Genomic DNA, 394 nt, shown 5'->3' on the forward strand with positions numbered 1-394 from the left:
CAGCTTGATGGTTTCGCCGTCTTTGTAGACGTCATCGCCCTGGGCTTTCAGCTCGTACGGCACGCTGGTGGTGCCAGCCTTGATCACCACGGTCGCGCCGTTGCTCAGGGTCACGGTCAGGTCTTGTTTCAGCTCCTGATCGACTTTCACCGTGAACTTAGGCGCAGCGTTTTCCAGCACATCGCCGTTGCTTTCGATGGTGACGGTGATCTTGTCGCCGTCAGTACCTGGCTCGTCGGTGACGGTGGTGGTGTATTGGTCTTCGCCGAGGGTCAGCTTCTCGAAGTTGTTAGCCGAAACCGACTCGAGTTTGTTGACGATCGCGTCCTGACCGCCGGTGAAGATGTTGTCTTTGGCGGTGACCACTGCCGTACCACTGGTGCTATTGGCCGGA

General features: G+C 57.9%; 1 protein-coding gene. It reads right to left on the bottom strand.

Annotated features, from left to right (window positions below; translation table 11 throughout):
• On the bottom strand, window positions 1-394 hold a 394-nt coding region (locus ACM6IP_RS26035; protein ID WP_414862607.1), incomplete at both ends, for an immunoglobulin-like domain-containing protein.

It is taken from the genome of Pseudomonas sp. IT-P176 (assembly GCF_949767245.1).
Classification (GTDB): Bacteria; Pseudomonadota; Gammaproteobacteria; order Pseudomonadales; family Pseudomonadaceae; genus Aquipseudomonas.